Origin of the sequence: Rothia sp. HMSC069C01 (genome assembly GCF_001814655.1) — a bacterium.
Lineage (GTDB): Bacteria > Actinomycetota > Actinomycetes > Actinomycetales > Micrococcaceae > Rothia > Rothia dentocariosa.
In genome coordinates, this window is sequence record NZ_KV817391.1 from 58,589 (window position 1) to 75,065 (window position 16,477).

A 16,477-nucleotide genomic window follows, 5' to 3' on the forward strand; every position below is an offset into this window, starting at 1 on the left:
TTCCTCGCGCGCTCGGAATCTGAGGCTTCAGCGGGTGCGTAAGAGGTTTTTTATATCCAAAAACATTCGCAGCAGAAACACACCGTCATAATGCGCTCACACGCCCGCTCCGCTCACGCTTCGCGGCTTCAACCTCAGATTTATTTCCTCGCGCGCTCGGAATCTGAGGCTTCAGCGGTTGCGTAAGAGGTTTTATTGTTAAACTTCGGATGCATTACACAGTGCATCAGGCTGACAGGATTTCCCAGCTTTACAGGGACCCTGTCAGCTACGCTCGTTCCTCACTTGCTGACATCCCTAGGCGCTTAGAAATCCTGTAGCCATGATGCACCTGCATCTCGTTTCCCTTGGGGCGGGAGGGGCAAGTGTCTCTGGGTTTCTAGTGTTTTTTGGCAAAATGATGTTTTCCGTTTCAGCGTCGAAGGTGGATTCTAGGTTCTTCTATACTTCGGGAGCGTTTTCTTCATTCGGGAGCACTTTAATTGCTCCCGAATGAAGAAAACGCTCCCGCTTTATGCCTTCAAGAGACTTATCTGAGATAACCTGCCTGCCATTTCTCACAGGCGAGAATTTAGGCATAAACCATCCCACGCCGATGACGAAACCAAGCCCCAAGCGTGCATCCGTGAACTAAAATAGTGTAGAACCCCGCATCGTCAACCAGAAGGTCACCCGTGAGCACAGCACTCTACCGCCGTTACCGCCCCGAGACCTTCGCCGAAGTCATCGGGCAAGAACACGTCACCGAACCGCTCATTACCGCGCTCACCAACAACCGCGTCAATCATGCCTACCTCTTCTCAGGTCCGCGCGGATGCGGCAAAACCACCTCCGCACGAATCCTGGCACGCTGCCTCAACTGTGCCCAAGGACCAACCCCCACCCCCTGCGGCGTATGCGATTCCTGCCGCGAACTCTCCCGCGACGGCGGCGGCTCCCTCGACGTCATCGAAATGGATGCGGCATCCCACGGCGGCGTAGACCACGCCCGCGACCTGCGTGAACGTGCAACCCTCGCACCCGTGCGCGACCGCTACAAAATCTTCATCATCGACGAAGCGCACATGGTCACCCGCGAAGGGTTCAACGCCCTGCTCAAAATCGTGGAAGAGCCGCCCGAGCACATCAAATTCATCTTCGCCACCACAGAACCAAATAAGGTTCTCGGAACCATCCGCTCGCGTACCCACCACTACCCGTTCCGGCTGGTACCGCCCGAAGTTCTTCTGCCCTACCTCGAAAAGCTCTGCGGCGAAGAGAACGTACCCGTCGAATCCGGTGTGCTTCAACTCGTCATCCGTGCCGGCGGCGGCTCCGTACGCGACTCGCTCTCCATTCTTGACCAGCTTATCGCCGGTGCCAACACCGAATCCGGCATTAGCTACGACCGCGCGGTCGCCCTGCTTGGGTATACGCACGCCCAGCTTCTCGACAACGTGATTGATGCGTTTTCCGCCCAGGATGCGCCCTCCCTCTTCGAGGCGGTCTCGCGGGTGGTGGCGACCGGGCAAGACCCCCGCCGTTTCGTCGAAGACCTGCTCGAACGCCTGCGCGATTTGATTGTGGTGCAGGCGGTACCGCAGAATGCCGCGCAGATTCTGCAAGGCGTTCCCGCCGATCAGATAGAACGCCTCAAAGCGCAGGCGCAAGCCTTCACCACGGCCCAGCTGACCGGCGCGGCGAGCACCGTTAATGAAGTGCTTAATTCTATGACCGGTGCCACCAACCCGCAGCTGCAGCTTGAACTGCTATGCGCGCGGCTGCTAGTTCCTGCGGGCAATTCGGGCGGTGCTGGCGGCGATCTCACCGCCCTGGCCTCTCGGCTGGATGCGCTCGAACGTCGTCTTGCCGCCGGTGGTGCGGGTGCACCTCAACGCGGGGGACGCTCGGGAAATCCCGCAGTGAGTCAGAGTACGCCTTCCGCCGCGCAGAATAACGTATCGCCCAGCGCTAGCGGTTCCACCGAACGTCAAGCTCCCGCGCAGCATGCCGCTCCCCCATTAGCTGCAAGCGTCGGAGCATCAAAGAAGGCGGCTGGTGCCGAGGCTATGAACGCATCGGCGCAACATCGCGGCCCCGTTTTAGGGCAGAACACGAATCAACAGGTGCCTAAGTCTGAAACTGAAGGCGAGCAAAAAGGGACGCCCCAGAATCAACAGTCTCAGGGTTCCGCGCCTCAGAACTCCGCGCCATTGGCCCCTGCCGCAGGGAGTACAGGATCTTCCGAAGCTGCGCCTTCGGAGCCCGCACCATCCCGACCGGCGTCCTCAGAACCATCGGCCGCGCAGGAACCTCCCGTCAAGCGCGTTACCGTCGCGGATGCAGAAGACCCGCTTGCCTCGGTGCGTGCCAACTGGCGTGCCGTGATTGCTCGGGTGAGTGCGCCGGGCGCATCCGAAAAACTATTACAGGTTGAGCCCGTGCGTCTGATTAGCGGCGAACTGTATGTGCGGGCAGATATGCCTACGCTCAAGGCGGTCGCTTCTTTTGTGCCGGAGTTGAGCGCGCGCGTGAGCGATTTTCTGCGTGAGCAGGTGCGTGTGCGTGCCGAGGTTGCGCGTCCCCAAGCCCAGCCAGATGCGCGACCTGCCCAGGCACCCGCCGCAGACCAGGAGTCTTCTGCTCCCGCGCCTATTGCTGACGGCCCGCGTGGCGGCGTGGATGCGTGGAACCGTCACGGGCAGCCCGTCCCGTCCGAGCAAGAGGCGGCATCACAGGGTACAACCAACGTGGATGCGCCCATTACGGCCTGGGAGGTCGCGCCTATCCCGCAAGATTCCGAGGATTCCTATCCGGATGATGCGGCTGAGGGCCAGCCCGCCGCAGCATCACAGCCCGGTTCTTCCCCGCAAGATACAGCGCCTCAAGATTCCCCGTCTCGCCCCAGCACATCATCGGAGGCGCAAGCGAACTTGCCTCCCGAAACCGAGCCTGTACCCCCTGAAATACCCGAAGATAGCGGGAATACGAGGGTTCCCGAGGGCGGTTTTGGCGAGCGCGATTCCTTCGCGGCCTCGGGCAGCGGGATTCCGCAGCAGGATTCTCCGAGTCCGCACGAACAGGGCGGGGATAACGGTAATAAAGATCCTCAGGATGCCGGTAGCCGCAATGAACCGGTGGACGATTCCGCGCCGGATCCGGGTCAGACGCAGGGTGAGGGCTCTTCCCCCTCAGTTTCCCTTGAGTCTGTAGATACCGCCGAGAATGCCGAGTTCAGCAATATTCCGGCGCCGAGCGCATCTGCACCGCTGGCTGCGGGGAATAAGTCGGCTCAGGAGGCTGCCGCAGCCGCCCCGGTCTCACCTTTACCACCCCTGGCTCAGCGGCCGGATTCAGCGGACGCAAAACCCGAAGAGCCGCCCGCCGAATCCGAGCAGGAGACTGCCCCGGCACGCGGACAACGCGCGCAGCAGGAGCAGAGCGACGAAGAAGACGTCGTTTCTGATGACGACGAGAGAATTGAGAATAGCGTTCATATCGGTTTGCGCGCCATCGAAAAGATTATTGGCGGCAAGGTGATCGACGAACGTCCGCTCCATCAGATTTAGCGCGGCACAACGCGCTCACAGCACACACAGACGAGGAGAAGCATGTACGAGGGCGCAGTCCAAAATCTCATCGATGAACTTGGTCGCCTGCCGGGGGTGGGTCCCAAGTCGGCGCAGCGCATCGCCTTCTATATTCTCAACTCTGACGCCTCAGATATGGCACGCCTGACCAACGCGATTTCGAAGGTCAAATCGAGTGTGAGCTTTTGCGAAATATGCGGCAACGTTTCGGAGACGAAGCAGTGCACTATCTGCCGCGATGACCGGCGTGACCCGGGCCTGATTTGCGTGGTTGAGGAATCCAAGGATGTGGTGGCGATTGAGCGCACCCGTTCCTTCACTGGGCGTTACCATGTGCTGGGCGGGGCTATTAACCCGCTAGCGGGGCTTGGTCCCGAGCAGCTGCGCATTCGTGAGCTGGTTTCGCGCCTGGCAGATGAGCGTATTCAAGAGATTATTCTGGCGATGGATCCTAACCTTGAGGGCGAAGCGACCGCGACCTATCTTTCGCGAATGCTGGTTCCGCTGGGCATTCGCCTCTCACGGCTGGCGTCCGGTCTGCCCGTCGGCGGCGATCTGGAATATGCGGACGAAATTACGCTCGGGCGCGCGCTTGAGGGGCGCCGCGTGATCAGCGAAGGCGCGGGTATCGCTCAGGGGAATGCCGCCGAAGATTTTGAGCAGGTGGTTGACGAGGAGCAGGTGGAACGTGAGCGCGCGGATGCTGAGCCAAAGGCGCCGCGTAAACGTTGGAGCGGGAGCATGTTCGACGACCTTGATGATTCCCAGGGTGAGCCCGAGGACTCTTCCTCTGACAACCCCCGCGACGCGGAGAACGATAATTCTCGTGCGGATAATTCCCCCTCACCTGGCACGCAGACTACCGTTGATGAGGCGCTTATCGAACAGGCGCTCGATAATTCTGCCCATGCAGACGCCCCGAGTTCCGAAGACACGCCAGATTCCCCTCAAGAGACCCCGCCCGAGTCCCATAAGTCGGCGGCTCAGGCTGAGCAGATTCCGGTGGATATTACGCGCGCTGATGCCTACCGCATCCACGCGCACCGGTCGGAGGATTATGAGGCGCGCATCCGTAAAATACAGGAGGAGCCCTTACGCACGCCCACCCCGGAGGTTCCGCCTCTGCCCAGTACCAAATACGTTAACCCGTGGAGCTAATAAGCCCTGCCGTTCTGTAAAAGTGGGATATGCACCGCTCGGTTCCGCAGAGTCATCCGTAACAGTTCTTCATATTTCACGTTCTAATACACATACGTGCACAATTCCCACCGCGCGCCGCACCCGCCTACTATGTAAAGAGCCGGTAAACTAGCCGGTGGCATACTCAATACTGACCTGGAGAATTCAATGAGCCTGATCGTCCAAAAGTTCGGCGGTTCTTCCGTCGCGGATGCCGAGGGTATCAAACGCGTCGCCCAGCGCATCGTGGACACCCAAAAAGCGGGCAATGATGTGGTCGTGGTCGTCTCCGCGATGGGTGACACCACTGATGAACTACTCGACCTTGCCGCTGAAGTAACCGCTACCGTTACCCCCTCGCGCGAGCTCGATATGCTCCTGACTGCGGGTGAGCGCATCTCGACGGCTATTCTGTCGATGGCGGTCAATGATCTAGGCGCGAAGGCGCAGTCTTTCACGGGTTCCCAGGCGGGCATGATTACCGACGGCGTACATGGTTCAGCGCGGCTTGTGGAAGTCAATCCAGACCGTATTCGCCGGTCTGTTGAGGCCGGAAACATCGCGATTGTAGCGGGGTTCCAGGGTGTTAACCGCCAGAGCGGTGACATTACGACTCTCGGTCGCGGCGGTTCAGATACTACGGCGGTCGCTCTTGCGGCGGCGCTTCATGCGGATGTGTGCGAGATTTATTCGGATGTGGACGGCGTGTTCACAGCCGATCCGCGCATCGTATCAACCGCGCATAAACTCAATACTGTCACAAGTGAAGAAATGCTTGAGATGGCGGCAAATGGCGCAAAGATTCTGCATCTGCGCAGCGTGGAGTACGCCCGCCGTTTCAATCTGAAACTGCATGTGCGTTCGTCATTCTCGAATCTTGAAGGCACTCTTGTTATCCCGGAAAATTCCGCGGAACTAACCCCCACCCATGTGAAGGAGATTCCCTTGGAACAGCCCCTGATTTCTGGCGTTGCGCACGACCGTGGACAGGCAAAAATTACCGTGGTGGGCGTGCCCGATATCCCCGGATCTGCCGCTAAGGTTTTCGGTCTGCTCAATGAGGCCAAGATTAACATCGATATGATCGTGCAGAACGTCTCGACCGACCGCCCGAACGTGACCGATATTTCCTTTACGCTCAACCAGGCGCAGGGTCCGCAGGCGTTGCAGGTACTTGAGAAGACCCAGGCCGAGATTGGTTTTGAAGAGGTTATTTATAACGAGGCGGTGGGTAAGCTTTCGCTTGTGGGCGCGGGCATGAAGACCAACCCGGGTGTCTCGTTTACCTTCTTTGAGGCGCTGAGCAATGCGGGCGTGAACGTCGAGATGATTTCGACCTCCGAGATTCGCATCTCGGTTATCACCGAGCTCTCAAAGCTTGATGAGGCGGTTCGCGCGGTACACACCGCCTTCGAGCTCGATGCCGAAGGCGAGGCCACCGTATACGGCGGAACAGGCCGCTAAACTTCTTATCTTCCAAGAAGGGTTAGGGGTGTCGGAAGGACATTTTTGTCTTTCCGACGCCCCTACTTCTTAAACTCATCTACCTTCTTTATGTGAAATATCGATTTATGCGCTTCACTTATTTCAGATATTTGATACGCTGGTATTTGTAACGCTAGCGCACCATTGCAGCTGGTTCCCGTCGAAACTCTTATTCTTCATGGTCACCGACTGTCTGCGCACGAAAGGAAAGCTTATGTCTGTAACTATTCCCAATCTGCGTGATGAAACTATTTCTCAGGCTCGTGCCGAGGCACAGCACCTCCTTGCCCAAGCGAAGGAAACCACGATTTCACTCAACGTTTCCGGAGCGGAAAGTGGACAAATCGGGGATGCGCTCAATCAGGTCATCTCTCAGGTTTTGCATGCTTTGGCTCAAGGACAGCACATCGACATTCAGACCATCCCGCACGATCTGACGACCACAATGGCCGCACAGCGCATCGGCATTTCTCGCCCTACGCTCATGAAGGCAATCCGCTCGGGAGAGCTGCCAGCTCACAAGGTTGGATCCCATTTCCGCGTTCGTACCGAAGATGCCGATAGGTTCCGCAAGAAACTACTGGAAAAAAAGGTTGCCGAAAGCAAACAAGCGCTCCAAGACCTCTGGGCGTTCGAAGAAGAAAATAACCTTGTAGATGTACTCGGGGGCCCTGCGTGGTAACACGTGATTATTCCGTCCTGCTCGATACCAATATCCTGATGAGCAAGACCCTGCGGGACTGGATCTTAATGCTCGCAAAAGAGTCCAAATATCAACTCTTCACGCCATATATCTCATGGGGAATTCTTGATGAGTTTGGGTACAGAGTGCGCCGCAATGAGCCAACGCTTGATGACGGAGTAATATCCACATGGCGAAAGCAGATTCTCAAAGTAACCGGTCAGCCACTCGAAGGTTTTCCTGTAGGCTCTGTCGAGGGGTACCCCGACCAAGATGATCTTCATGTACATGCCGCAGCCCAGTACTGCGGTATGCATATTCTCGTCACTGACGACGTAAAGCTCCTTGCCTATGCGAGCACCACAGAATCAGAGCTAACACAAAACTATGAGACCTTCAGCGCCGACGATTTTCTCATGCACCTCACAGAACTCTCGTCCCTTTCCCTCTTCGCTCAGGTGTACGTTAAACATGTAAAGTACGCCCTTAGTCGCGGCTATAAAGATATCGATGTATGTAAGGCGCTAGACCGCACAAAAGATAGACGAGGGAATATTCAGAGACCTCTCGCTCCTACGTTTGCCCGATTCCTACGAACAAATATTATTAACCGCCCAGATGTCGCCTCTGCTATCGACCGAATTCTTACGGAAAGCGCCGATGTTCCGTTCCCTCCGTCCCCATGATCTTGCGCTCCCTTATGTCCCACGCAGCAGATAGTTTAGTCTAGAAGGATGACTCCCAAAGTGCTACAGGTACTTGACGGCTCGCTCTGGCGTGCTTATGCGAAGGAGCATGAGCGCCGGTCAGGGCGCTTTGCGGACCCGTTTACGAGCAGGCGCGAGCGCGGTCAGGCGCATCCGGTCGAGGATTTTCTGTTTACGTACTACACGCTCAAACCCGGTCAGTTCAAGCGCTGGCATCCTGGAGCTGGCGTCATTCTGCTGGATGCCGCCGAACGCGCCAACTGGAAATTCTACCGCGCTGCAACCGAGGACGAGCTCCTTTCAGCTGGGCTCTCCCCCGACGATGCACGCACCCATGCCGAACGTGGCGACGCGGTTCTCGTGGATATACCCCAATTCGTGGACAAACGCGGCACCGCCCTCACGTTCACCCGCGAAATTCTGTCAAATACAGCCGATAAAAAAGCGTTTTTTGGATGCTTTGGCATGCACGAATGGGCGATGGCGTATAAATCAGTTCAGAACAATATTCGTCACGACTACCTGGATCTGCGTTTGGGTGCTGAAGGCACCGACCGGGTGGTTGAGTCGCACCGCATCCGCTGTTCGCATTTCGATGCGTTCCGGTTTTTCATGCCTCAGGCGGCGCCCATGAACGAGCTGCAGCCCACCCGTGAAGCACAGCGCACTCTGGAGCAGCCCGCTTGTCTGCACGCCAATATGGACGTCTATAAGTGGGCATACAAACTGATCCCTCTCATCGATTCGGCGCTCGTGATGGACTGCTTTGAGCTTGCCTGGGATGCGCGCGAACTCGATATGCGCGCCGCACCGTACGACCTTCTCGATTGGGGCTATGAGCCTATTAAGGTAGAGACCCCCGAGGGTAAAGCCGAGTATGTGCGGTATCAACGCGAGCTTTCGGAGCGTTCGGTAACGCTGCGTCGTCGCGTCTTGAGCCGGGTTAAGTGCGCTCTCGATCGCGCCGCCGTGGCTTAAACTAATTTCTCCCCCGCCGGAAAACGAGGGAGAAATACTTGTGGTTGAGTTTATCTATCGCGATAGCCTGTCTTTTTCGTCCCGAGGAGCATCTTCGAGCTTTTCTGAAGTGCCAAACTTTTCAAGCTCGCATGTATTCGGTGAATATTTTCAGCGATCGTTATTTACTTAGTGGTGATTGTCCTGCACGGCTTGTGCGGTGACTCAGCGCGGTGCATCACCGCCCACCCCGGAAATGATGGCTCATTCCGCTCGGTGGAACGGAGTGAATTAACATAGCCGCGCGCTATGCCTCTTCAAGCCACGGTGGTTATGCGGTTGATGCAGCTCAGGGTTTGCCCGTTTTGTTTTCTACCAGTGGTGATGGCAGGAGTGCGATGAGGCGCCATTGGAAAACTGGCGCGACATCATACACGCTCTTAGAGAATTTGTAATCATGCATCCCCTATGAACATAATCACTTTAAACAAAATGTGAGCAAAATGAATCGTTGATGTCACTTTTCTGGAGCAAAAGTTTACAACGGAAATATACTATACAGCATGCGAGATTGGTTTTTATAATTTACATGTAAATAGTTTATGTGAAGTCAGCAACTTTGAGATTAGTTTACCGCTCAAGCATACTTTAAACATTGACACGACGCTTGAGAACTAGCTGAGGCGCGCATCCTGATATGCGTAATCTTCAAAATTATTCTTTAATCCGCAGTTTTGAAACATCACCTGCTAAAGACTTCAAAATTCCGATGTTCGCTCACAGAGAACGATTTTTGAGAAGAATTATTACGCTTTCCTACAAGGAGTTTTGATTCCACACTTTCTTCTTGGTAAGGCATAGCTCACCATGGGTATCTTCATATTTATGCGCGCTTAGTTTCACGTTCCCGTACCCGCCGCTCTTTCACTGATACTGCGGTCAAAATTCGCTCGCCGATCGGGCGTCAAGAAGCGTGCTTGCGGTAACATTAAGACGGCTCAATCAGAACTCATGCACCCAAGGAGTGCCCGCACATGGCCCGTATTGTTGTTGATGTTATGCTCAAGCCCGAAATTCTTGACCCGCAGGGTAAAGCTATCGCTCACGAGCTGCCCCGTATCGGCCTGAATTCCTTCACCGACGTTCGCCAAGGCAAACGTTTTGAGTTGACCGTCGAAGGCGAAGCTACCGAAGAACATCTTGCGCAGGCACGCCAAGCGGCAGAAGAGCTACTCTCAAATCCCGTCATCGAAGACGTTGTGAACGTCTCGGTTCTGGAGGACTAAGAGCATGGCAGAATCACTCGCAGCACACGAAGTTCCCCTTGTTGGCGACTTCAGCGTCTCGGCACCCAACCCCGACTTTGCTGATGCGCGCATCGGCGTTATTACTTTCCCCGGCACCCTCGATGACCGCGATGCGGCGCGTGCCGTACGGTTAGCGGGCGGAACCGTCGTCGAACTTTGGCATGACGACGAAGATCTCAAAAACGTTGATGCCGTCATCATTCCCGGCGGGTTCTCCTACGGCGACTACCTGCGTGCAGGCGCTATCGCCGCAAAAGCACCCGTCATGCATTCGGTCATCGCAGCGGCAAATGCAGCGGGAACATCGGGCTCTGCTCCCCTGCCGGTGCTGGGTATCTGCAATGGTTTTCAGATTCTCACCGAGTCGCATCTGCTCCCCGGATCCATGATTAAGAACGATCACCGCAAGTTCATTTGCCGTGACCAAACCCTGCGCATCGAAAATAACGCTACTTCGTGGACCGGATCTTACGAACCTGGGCAAGAGATTGTTGTTCCGCTTAAAAACCAGGACGGTCAATACGTGGCGGACGCCAAAACTTTAGAGGCGCTCGAAGCCGAGAATCGCGTGGTGTTCCGATACGTGGGTTTCAACCCGAACGGTTCACGCCACGATATTGCCGGTATCAGCAACGAACGCGGAAACGTCGTCGGTCTGATGCCCCACCCAGAACACGCGGTTGAGCCCGGTTTTGGTCCCTCATCCTCCGGGTTCGGTGATGTTTCACTACGAGGCGGTGCCGACGGCTTGGGCGTCTTCACCTCCGTTCTTTCCAACCTGATCAACGCCCGCTAGACGCACGACGACAAGGATAGACACAAGCGATGAGCGAGAAGCAGTTTAACCTCGATACCGTCGAGCACGCGGCGGAAACCCCCGATACTGAACTCCCCTGGGCAGAGCTGGGGTTAAAGGAAAACGAGTTCGAAGACATCAAGAAGATTCTGGGCCGCCGCCCGACCGCGGCCGAGCTGGCCATGTACTCGGTCATGTGGTCCGAGCATTGCTCCTACAAATCCTCGAAAGTGCACCTGAAGCAATTCGGCGCCAAGGTTACCGATGAGATGAAAAAAGACCTGATGGTCGGCATCGGCGAGAACGCTGGCGTAACCGATATCGGCGACGGGTGGGCGGTAACCTTCAAGATCGAGTCACACAACCATCCCTCCTATGTTGAGCCTTATCAAGGTGCGGCAACCGGAGTGGGCGGTATTGTGCGTGACATTATTTCGATGGGTGCACGCCCGATCGCGGTTATGGATCCGCTGCGTTTCGGCGCTATCGACCACCCGGATACCGCCCGCGTGGTCGGCGGTGTGGTTGCGGGTATTGGCGGCTACGGCAACTCTCTGGGGCTGCCCAATATTGGCGGCGAGACCGAATTTGACGCCTGCTACCAGGCAAACCCCCTTGTCAATGCCCTGGCAGTCGGTATTATGCGCCACGAAGATATTCGCCTGGCAAACGCATCCGGCGTGGGCAATCAGGTAGTGCTCTTCGGGGCACGCACCGGCGGCGACGGTATTGGCGGCGCATCCGTGCTGGCTTCAGAGTCCTTTGACGATACCAAGCCCTCCAAGCGACCCGCCGTGCAGGTAGGCGACCCCTTCGCCGAGAAGGTTCTGATCGAATGCTGCCTGGAACTCTTCAAGGGTTCCGTGGTCGAAGGCATTCAGGATCTCGGCGCTGCCGGTATCTCCTGTGCAACCAGTGAGCTCGCCTCCAACGGCGAGGGCGGCATGCATGTAGACCTTACCAAAGTACTCTTGCGAGACCCCACCTTAACCCCCGGCGAAATTCTGATGTCGGAATCGCAGGAACGCATGATGGCGGTCGTTTCGCCCGAGAACGTCGAGCGTTTTGAGGCGATTATGAAGAAATGGGGCGTGGAGTACTCCTTCTTGGGAGAGGTGACCGATACCGGTCGCCTAACCATTGAATGGGACGGCCAGGTGATCGTTGATGTAGACCCGCGTACTGTGGCGCACGATGGTCCCACCTATGAGCGCCCCTATGCGCGCCCGGCTGGTCAGGATGCACTCCAGGCAGACCATTTCACCGGCTCCGCTGCCGACGATGCACGCCCGCGCGGCGAACAGCTGGGCGAGGCTATCAAGGCTTTCATGGCGTCCCCGAATATGTGCTCCAAGTCCTGGATTACCAACCAGTACGACCGCTACGTGCAGGGCAACACAGCCCTCTCTATGCCGGATGATTCAGGTGTGGTGCGTGTGGATGAGCACACCAATTTGGGGGTCGCGCTGGCGACTGACGCATCACCACGTTTTACCTACCTTGACCCGTATGAGGGCGCGCGTGCATCTCTGGCGGAGGCATACCGTAATGTGGCAACCGTGGGTGCCCGCCCGGTCGCGGTTTCGGACTGCCTGAATTTCGGCTCCCCCGAAGATCCGGACGTCATGTGGCAGTTTGCGGAAGCCGTACGCGGTCTTGCCGACGGCTGCATGGAGCTAGGTGTTCCGGTCACCGGTGGTAACGTCTCGCTGTACAACCAGACCGGAGGTAAGGCCATTAATCCGACCCCTGTGGTCGCGATGATGGGCGTAATGGACGACGTTACCCGGCGCACCCCCTCGGGTTGGGCCCCGGAACACGACGGTCAGGCCATCTACCTGCTGGGTACCACGCGTGACGAGCTGGACGGTTCAGAATGGGCGCGTTTCAAGGGCCACCTGGGGGGTCTGCCCCCGAAGGTTGATCTGGCGGTTGAACGTCAGCTTGGCGATATGCTCGTGAATATGTCGCGTGACGGCATGATCGATGCGGCACATGACGTTGCCGCCGGTGGTCTTGCCGCAGCACTCGCGGAAGCCTGCCTGCGTTTCAACACCGGGGCGCGCATCGGGTTGGGCGAAGTTGCCGAACGCGACGGGCTCGACCTGTTCACCCTGCTGTTCTCGGAGTCCTTAGGTCGCGTGGTGGTTTCCGTCCCGCGTTCTGAGGAGGTACGTTTCAAGGATATGTGCACCGCCCGACAGTTCCCGTTCGCGCGCATCGGCGTAGTGGATGCGCTCTCGAACGCGCTTGACTTCCAAAACGATGTCTCCATCAACCTTGATGAGCTGCGTGCCGCTCACGAAGGCACCATGGCAGCTCACTTTGGTGAGGTGGCGCAGGGCTAGATCCCTCTATCGGCACAGCTAGGCTCTTGATGTGAATAAAGCGGAGTTTCCAACGCTTTCTTCACATCAAGAGCCTTTTTCTGCCTCAAGGCACTCCCCACCTGCGCTTTCACACGCTAGACTGGAGGATAGGTTACATAAACCGTTCACACCGATAACACATTCGCCCCACCGAACCGCATCCAAAAAAATGCACAGACACAACAGAAAGATCACCATGACCGCAGCACCATCCGTGCAGGTCTTTACGCCAGACATACCTAAAGCGGGCAGAATAACGCTCGCGGCATTCGCTCTCTTTGTTATCGGTTGGCTTATCTATATCGAGTTCACGGGCGGACTAGACTTCAATGTCTACCGTTTCGGTGCCATGACCATCTTCGATAACGACGGCATGCACAAAGATCTCTACGCCCGCAATCTCCTGGAGTACGACGACTTTAGGTTGCCCTTCACCTACCCGCCCTTTGCCGCGCTCGTGTTCTTACCGTTCGCTTTTCTGCCCGCATGGGTGGGTATCGCCATCATGTATGCGATCAGCATCGGTGTTGCATGGTGGCTGGCAACCCTTATCTATAACTACGCCACCGACCGCGGCTACAGCATCCCTTTCCAGGAAAGACTCGGCACATACGGCATCATCGCTGCTCTCACGTTCATCATTATTATGACCGGACCTTGGCGGCGTGGGCTCTCGCTGATACAAATCAACCCCATCATTCTTACGCTGGTGCTTGCCGATTTTATACGACCGGCAACCCGCATTCCCCGGGGTGCGCTTATCGGCATTGCGGGTGGTATTAAGCTCACCCCGCTTGCCTTCGGTCTTATTCTGCTCATGCGCAAAGACTGGCGCGGCATCCTTACCCTAGGCGCTTCTTTCGGCACGACCATTCTTCTTGGGTTTATCTTCCTTCCGCAGCAGGCAGTTACGTTCTGGACGAGCGCCGTTTCGGATTCCGGCCGTGTTGGAGGTATTAACTTCGCCGATAATATTTCGATTCAAGGCTGGCTGATGCACCTGGGTCTGCGTGAACCCACTCTGAGGCCTGTATATTACGCTCTTGCGCTTGCTACGATCGGTCTCTGTGCGGTGCTTCTGCGCCAGCTTATTCGCCGTAATCTTGTGCTATCTCAGGTGGCGGTCGGCGGGTTTTTGATGGTGAGCATCTCCCCCATCAGCTGGTCGCATCATAACGTTATGTTCCCGCTGATTATCATGGCGCTTATTCTTGACGCTTTCCTCCTGTTTTTTGCACACCTGCCCGCCTGGTTATCCGGTATCGCACGTGTTTTGACGTGGGTGGCGTTTATCGGTCTATATATTTCGCCTATGTGGCTGGGGGCCGCTATAGGTGGCGGATTCAACAGCCTCAACCACCTTGCACAGTATGCCTTGTTGTTTTCGACCGTGCCGATCCTGTGTCTCTATGCGGTCATGGCTCTTTGGGCAGGTTCGGCGCTCACCCCGGCCGTGCGCATAGCGCAGAATCGCGATCGCTCGGTCATAGCCGGACCCAAACCCGAGCCTCAGGCCGCGTAGCAGCAGGTAGTGCTATGTGCAGTTGAGTTACAACGCGCATACGGCGGTAACAAAGGATGCGGTGGCTCAGCCTTCTCGGCGAGCCACCGCATCCACATGATGGCTATCAGGAAGCCTAAAAATCGGAAATATTCTGCCGAGAAGCGTAGTTTTCCACCCTCTAACCCCAAAAACTACATATATCGGCAAAATATTGCCGAAGTATAGTGTTTTCACTAATTTTCATGCCATAATGGCATGAATTCGGAATTATTTTGCCGATTTATAGGGTTTCAGACTCATGGAAAGGATGTGTTCGTGCCACGGGACTTAAAGGGCTCGCTCGCCCAGATCGTTCGCGAGCATCGCCGCGAACTTCGGATTACGCAGGAGTATTTGGGGCTTCTTGCCGGAGTCTCGGAGCGCACGATCCGCGATCTCGAAAAAGGGCGCGAGTCTATCGCCTTTGACAAAGTAACCGCCGTACTCGACACCCTCGGCATCGATCTCATCCCTCGGGAGCGCTAATGCATGAAATCCTTGCAGACGTCTATAAAAAGGGGAACCTCGCTGGCCATTTTTCCCGAACAGACCACGGCGGTACAGCGTACACATATGCCGAAAACTACATAGAATCCGATGGCAAACCTATAATCCTCTACCCTCCCCATACGCACGGAGGAATATCTGCCAAAATTGCTGACCGAGTACTTCGCGAGGTTCTTTCCGCTACCGAGAGCGTGCTGGAACAGGCTCAGGAAGAGCTGCCCTTCGATTCCCATCGCCTGAAACAGCTGACAAAAGTTTTGAAGAACCGAAGGCTGTCGCTTCTTCCCTAACGTGAGAGATACTGCCTCTGTAACGAAGGATGCGGTGGTTTGCCCCTCTGGGGAACCACCGCATCCTTATATGTCCGCGTCACAGGATGAATTGCCTAAGCGCGTGTCTAAATCTGCCCTGTAAGTGTCATATAACGGTTATTTACGTATATTTTTCAGTGATAATAAACACTCTGAGGTGCTGTCTATACAAGTGTAACAATTTGTCACAAATGGTCCCGATATACCTCAAACGTGAACTTTGAACATCTATCGAGACGTTTATCGATGGCTAGCTCTGCTCACTTAGCTGGGCAAAGAGCGCGGCATTAATACGGAATCCTTCCATAGCCTCGTCAATCAGGGCTTCACGCTGCTCTTCGCTCAAAGGAGCGCGATCAAGAAGCTCCCGGTATCCATCCTTGAAGACCTTCGGCTTGGGAAGCTGAGGGAACGAGTACATGGTCAGAGCATCCCGCACAGTACCGTAATGGCGCGCCACCAGAGCCGCCACAGCCTGTCCACCCGAGAGGTCCCCCAGATAGCGCAGATAATGATGCGCCAAGAACCGCTCGGGAGCCTGCGCGGTCGCCTTGATACGCGCCACGTATTCGATAGTCGCTGGCAACGGGGCGTCAATCTCGGTCTGCCCTAGAGCACGAATATCGTGGTGAATCGCGGCGGCACGATCCAGCCCTTCCAGAGTGAAAGGATCGGTCAGTGGGTTACCGGATTCACGCAGATTCCGAGAGATTTCCTCCAGCGCCTCATAGATATAGGTGTACTGGTTGATGAGGCGTAAATACGCGGAAGTATCGAGTTTCCCGCCCATCAAATCTTCCATAAAGGTAGAGTGCTCGGCATTATCATGCACGCGCTTGGTGCTAGCTTTTAGCCGGGCCGAAAACCGCTGTTCAACAGCATCGGGTGAGGTGGTTTCGGGGGTAATAATGGCGGTCACGGAACGCCTCCTGATTGAGTTGAGAGTCATGAATATTTTTGATGACACTGTGTCACCAAATCAATAAATGACATAGTGTCACTAAATTTTTGGTTTTGCAACACCGCTGCCAAAAAATTTTATTAAGGGGAACCTCATCATGAAGC

13 protein-coding genes are annotated in these 16,477 nt (G+C 56.0%); 12 read left to right on the plus strand and 1 reads right to left on the minus strand.

Going from position 1 to position 16,477, the window contains the following annotated elements:
* Positions 1-674 precede the first annotated feature (674 nt).
* The 12 genes from HMPREF2981_RS04925 (at position 675) to HMPREF2981_RS04980 (ending at position 15,391) form a co-directional block, all read left to right on the plus strand.
* Complete coding sequence (locus HMPREF2981_RS04925) at positions 675-3,548, plus strand: DNA polymerase III subunit gamma and tau (RefSeq protein WP_070661257.1); 2,874 nt, start codon at positions 675-677, stop codon at positions 3,546-3,548.
* Between the two features lie 42 nt (positions 3,549-3,590).
* Entirely contained in the window at positions 3,591-4,727 is a 1,137-nt protein-coding gene (gene recR / locus HMPREF2981_RS04930; RefSeq protein ID WP_070661260.1) for a recombination mediator RecR, read from the plus strand.
* Positions 4,728-4,916: 189 nt separating this feature from the next.
* Positions 4,917-6,212, plus strand: coding sequence for an aspartate kinase (locus HMPREF2981_RS04935; RefSeq protein ID WP_070450847.1), 1,296 nt, complete (start codon positions 4,917-4,919; stop codon positions 6,210-6,212).
* A 235-nt stretch (positions 6,213-6,447) separates the two neighbouring features.
* Positions 6,448-6,915, plus strand: coding sequence for a helix-turn-helix domain-containing protein (locus HMPREF2981_RS04940; RefSeq protein ID WP_037232110.1), 468 nt, complete (start codon positions 6,448-6,450; stop codon positions 6,913-6,915).
* The gene (locus tag HMPREF2981_RS04945) at positions 6,909-7,601 is read left to right on the plus strand and encodes a PIN domain-containing protein (RefSeq protein ID WP_238382406.1); all 693 of its coding nucleotides are present in this window, start codon (positions 6,909-6,911) and stop codon (positions 7,599-7,601) included. Before HMPREF2981_RS04940 ends, HMPREF2981_RS04945 begins: the two co-directional genes overlap by 7 nt.
* Positions 7,602-7,649: 48 nt before the next feature.
* Positions 7,650-8,600 (plus strand): 3-methyladenine DNA glycosylase, encoded by a 951-nt coding sequence (locus tag HMPREF2981_RS04950; protein ID WP_070661263.1) that lies wholly within the window; start codon positions 7,650-7,652, stop codon positions 8,598-8,600.
* A gap of 1,013 nt (positions 8,601-9,613) precedes the next feature.
* The gene (gene purS, locus HMPREF2981_RS04955; protein ID WP_004006543.1) at positions 9,614-9,865 is read left to right on the plus strand and encodes a phosphoribosylformylglycinamidine synthase subunit PurS; all 252 of its coding nucleotides are present in this window, start codon (positions 9,614-9,616) and stop codon (positions 9,863-9,865) included.
* A 4-nt stretch (positions 9,866-9,869) separates the two neighbouring features.
* Positions 9,870-10,682 carry a phosphoribosylformylglycinamidine synthase subunit PurQ gene (gene purQ, locus HMPREF2981_RS04960; protein WP_004006542.1) on the plus strand — a complete coding sequence of 271 codons (813 nt, stop codon included), beginning with the start codon at positions 9,870-9,872 and terminating at the stop codon, positions 10,680-10,682.
* Between the two features lie 29 nt (positions 10,683-10,711).
* Positions 10,712-13,030, plus strand: coding sequence for a phosphoribosylformylglycinamidine synthase subunit PurL (purL, locus tag HMPREF2981_RS04965; protein WP_070661266.1), 2,319 nt, complete (start codon positions 10,712-10,714; stop codon positions 13,028-13,030).
* Between the two features lie 217 nt (positions 13,031-13,247).
* The gene (locus tag HMPREF2981_RS04970; RefSeq protein ID WP_246825316.1) at positions 13,248-14,573 is read left to right on the plus strand and encodes a glycosyltransferase 87 family protein; all 1,326 of its coding nucleotides are present in this window, start codon (positions 13,248-13,250) and stop codon (positions 14,571-14,573) included.
* Between the two features lie 297 nt (positions 14,574-14,870).
* Positions 14,871-15,080 (plus strand): helix-turn-helix domain-containing protein, encoded by a 210-nt coding sequence (locus HMPREF2981_RS04975; RefSeq protein WP_037232106.1) that lies wholly within the window; start codon positions 14,871-14,873, stop codon positions 15,078-15,080.
* Positions 15,080-15,391: a hypothetical protein gene (locus tag HMPREF2981_RS04980; protein ID WP_070661272.1), complete on the plus strand. Its 312-nt coding sequence runs from the start codon at positions 15,080-15,082 to the stop codon at positions 15,389-15,391. Before HMPREF2981_RS04975 ends, HMPREF2981_RS04980 begins: the two co-directional genes overlap by 1 nt.
* A 271-nt stretch (positions 15,392-15,662) precedes the next feature.
* Here the strand turns inward: HMPREF2981_RS04980 and HMPREF2981_RS04985 are convergent, their stop codons facing one another.
* Positions 15,663-16,361 (minus strand): biliverdin-producing heme oxygenase, encoded by a 699-nt coding sequence (locus HMPREF2981_RS04985; protein WP_070661274.1) that lies wholly within the window; start codon positions 16,359-16,361, stop codon positions 15,663-15,665.
* Between the last annotated feature and the right edge of the window lie 116 nt (positions 16,362-16,477).